The organism is Rahnella sp. Larv3_ips (assembly GCF_003697865.1).
Taxonomy (GTDB): Bacteria; Pseudomonadota; Gammaproteobacteria; order Enterobacterales; family Enterobacteriaceae; genus Rahnella; species Rahnella rivi.
The window spans coordinates 209,596-213,011 of the sequence record NZ_MJIB01000014.1; the positions used below are offsets into that span (position 1 = coordinate 209,596).

Consider the following 3,416-nt stretch of genomic DNA (forward strand, 5'->3'; position numbering starts at 1 on the left):
GAAGTCAAACCACTCCATGGCATTTCCCAACGCAGCCGCCGTGATCGCCTTCTTGAGTTTGGTGTCGTCAATGATGGTGATATCGTTGATTTGCATCGGTTTAACGCGTTTCTTTCTCAATCTAATCATGTACATCCCTTTTTCAAATATCTCCACTGTTTCTAGCGAGAGGTATTCTGTTCAGTACCCTTAATGTATTTCGGGTATCAATTGTTATTTGCCAAACCATGACATTATAGAATGTTTTTTACAGAAGGGAAAAATGTGATCAACCTTACATTTTCAACAGCGTCTGCCGTCATGTGACCGTGCTAAGTGGTAATGTGTTTTCAATTTAATGAAATATCATTTCAATTAATAAAATAAAGCCAACAGCACGGCTGATTTTGTTGCCACTTACGAGGTGAATCATGGCGAAAGGTTCTCAGATTCAATTCAGTTTTCACACCGTTCAGGATCCACAGACAGGTGCCCGCGTCACGCGACTGACGCCGCCGGATGTTCTGTGTCATCGCAACTATTTTTATCAGAAATGTTTTACCCGCGATGGCTCTAAGGTTTTGTTTGCAGGGGAATTTGACGGGCACCGTAATTATTATCTTCTGGATCTCAGCAGCCAGAAAGCGGTGCAATTGACCGAAGGTCAAGGGGATAACACCTTTGGCGGATTCCTTTCTCCGGACGATCAATACCTGTATTACGTCAAAAATGAACGTCGTTTACAACGGGTGAAACTGGATGATTTCAGTGAAACCACGGTGTATCAGGTGCCGGAAGAATGGGTCGGTTACGGGACGTGGGTGGCTAACAGTGAATGCACCAGCCTGGTGGGCATTGAAATCAGTCGCGAAGACTGGACGCCGTTGTCAGACTGGAAAATCTTCCAGGAGTTCTACCACAGCAATCCGCACTGCCGGTTGTTGCGGGTCGATTTATTGAACGGTAAATCCCGCGTGATTCATGAGAAAAATGAATGGCTCGGTCACCCAATTTATCGCCCTTATGATGATAGTACCGTCGCGTTTTGCCACGAAGGGCCGCACGATCTGGTGGACGCGCGGATGTGGCTGGTGAATGAAGACGGCACCCAGGTACGCAAGGTGAAAGAACATGCGCCGGGGGAAAGCTGCACGCATGAGTTTTGGGTGCCGGACGGATCGGCGCTGATGTATGTGTCTTATCTGAAAGGCCAGCACGATCGCCATATCCGTCGCTTTGATCCGCAGACCGGGGAAGACATCTCCCTGATGACCATGCCTGCCTGTTCGCATCTGATGAGCAACGAAAACGGCACGCTGCTGGTGGGCGACGGTTCCGGCACGCCGGTGGATGTAAAAGACACCGCCAGCCATACGATTGAAAACGATCCGTGGTTGTATATTTTTGATGCCAAAACCCGTCAGCATGCTCCGCTTGCGGCGCATAACAGTTCATGGCGCGTGCTGGATGGCGACCGTCAGGTCACGCATCCGCACCCCTCTTTTTCACCAGACGATCGCCATGTGTTATTCACTACCGATTCTGAAGGATTACCTGCCCTGTATCTGGCGGAAATTCCTGACGCCCTGCTCAGTTCATTACGTAAGGACTAAACAATGTTCATTTTTAGAAAAGATATTCCTCTGCAGGACCTGGGCGACGGTGTGAGCCGTCGCGTTCTGGCGCACGACGGCACCATGATGGCGGTTGAAGTGTATTTCGAAGAAGGTGCTGTCGGCCCGATGCACAATCACGTGCATGAGCAACTGACTTACGTGTTGTCAGGGCGTTTTAAATTCACGATCGGCGAAGAGACGCTGGAAGTGTCGGCGGGCGATACGCTGTATAAAAAACCTTACATCATGCACGGCTGCGTATGCCTGGAGAAAGGCGTGTTGTTAGATACCTTTACACCGCAGAGACAAGACTTCCTCTGACCGGCTGGCCGTCAGGACAATAAAAAACCGGTGCTGATTTCAGCACCGGTTTTTTTGATCTCAAAAGAAAGGGATAACTTATGCGAGGATCTCACGCACGAAGTTTTCGATCTCTTTATTCTGACCATTCTCGAAGAAGCATTTCTGGAAGCGTTCGCCGCTGACAGCGGTTTTCACCAGTTCTTTATCGATAGCGCGCAGGGTATCAAGGTAGTTTTCTTTTACCACCGCCGCTTTGACCTGATTCAGAATGCCCGCGTTACGCACCTGCGGTTCTTTACGGTCAGCCGGATAGCCCTGACCTTTCACGCCGGTGAAGGCTTTTTCGAAGATGAAACGCACATTCAGCTCTGCACCCCAGCCAAAACCTTTGGCGAAAGGCAGCGACAGCGCGTTACCGTTGTTGATTTGGGCAAACAGGAACGCATCAGCCGGATCAATACAGTAACCGCAGTTAACGCCCGGATGGATATTCAGTGACATCAGTGCGCCCTGCCCGGTGCCGCAGCCCGCGACCACGAAATCGACCGCTTTTGAGTTCAGCAGAATGCTGGCCATGATGCCCAGATGGATGTAAGTCAGGTGATGATCCTGCTCGTCAGACATGCCGACGTTGTACACCGGATACTCTTTTTCGGACGCCACCGCGTTCAGTTCTTTAAGAATGATCGCGTTTTTCGCGGCCTGACTGTTTTCCATCATCAATGCAATTTTCATGAGATTTCCTCTTTAGGCTGCGGTTTTATCCGCTGCTGTCTGTGAATGCTTCTATGGATGAATGAGGTTTGGCGGGATTAACGCGCCAGCCAGCCGCCATCGACGGCAATCGTGTAGCCATTAATGTAGTCGGATGCCGTGGAAGACAGGAAGACAACCGGCCCCATAACGTCAGACGGTAAACCCCAGCGCCCGGCCGGAATGCGGCTGAGAATTTCTTCGCTGCGGGCTTCATCGGCGCGCAGTTGCTGGGTATTGTTGGTCGCCATGTAACCCGGTGCGATCGCGTTGACGTTGATGTTGTGTTTCGCCCACTCGTTCGCCAGCAGACGGGTAACACCCATCACGGCACTTTTCGATGCGGTATAAGAAGGTACACGGATACCGCCCTGGTAGGAAAGCATCGACGCAATATTGATGATTTTACCGCCGGTGCCCTGCGCAATGAATTGCTTCGCTACCGCCTGAGACATGAAGAACACGGATTTGATGTTCAGGTTCATGACGTCGTCCCAGTTCTTTTCACTGAAGTCGATGGCGTCTTCACGGCGGATAATCCCGGCGTTGTTCACCAGAATATCCAGATGACCCATCTCGGCAACGGCACGTTCCAGCAACGCCGGGATCACTTTGGTGTCACTGAGATCGGCGGTCAGGCTGAGAAAACGACGGCCAGTCGCCGCAATTCTTTCAATGGTTTCGGCGGGCTCAACGATGTTGATCCCCACGATGTCACAGCCGGCTTCCGCCAGACCGATGGCCATACCCTGGCCCAGACCGGTG

General features: G+C 51.2%; 4 protein-coding genes. 2 read left to right on the forward strand and 2 right to left on the reverse strand.

The features are described 5' to 3' along the window. The first annotated feature begins 410 nt into the window (after positions 1-410). Positions 411-1,592, forward strand: coding sequence for an oligogalacturonate lyase family protein (locus ED901_RS17565; RefSeq protein ID WP_122096693.1), 1,182 nt, complete (start codon positions 411-413; stop codon positions 1,590-1,592). Between the two features lie 3 nt (positions 1,593-1,595). Further along, positions 1,596-1,916 carry a cupin domain-containing protein gene (locus tag ED901_RS17570; RefSeq protein ID WP_056773847.1) on the forward strand — a complete coding sequence of 107 codons (321 nt, stop codon included), beginning with the start codon at positions 1,596-1,598 and terminating at the stop codon, positions 1,914-1,916. A gap of 78 nt (positions 1,917-1,994) precedes the next feature. Here ED901_RS17570 and ED901_RS17575 read toward each other — a convergent pair whose 3' ends face one another. Together ED901_RS17575 and kduD are read right to left on the reverse strand one after the other, a co-directional pair. Next, complete coding sequence (locus ED901_RS17575) at positions 1,995-2,633, reverse strand: RpiB/LacA/LacB family sugar-phosphate isomerase (RefSeq protein ID WP_056773844.1); 639 nt, start codon at positions 2,631-2,633, stop codon at positions 1,995-1,997. Between the two features lie 77 nt (positions 2,634-2,710). Beyond that, positions 2,711-3,416, reverse strand: a 706-nt coding sequence (kduD, locus tag ED901_RS17580; protein ID WP_122096694.1) for a 2-dehydro-3-deoxy-D-gluconate 5-dehydrogenase KduD, incomplete at its 5' end; no start/stop codon positions are given.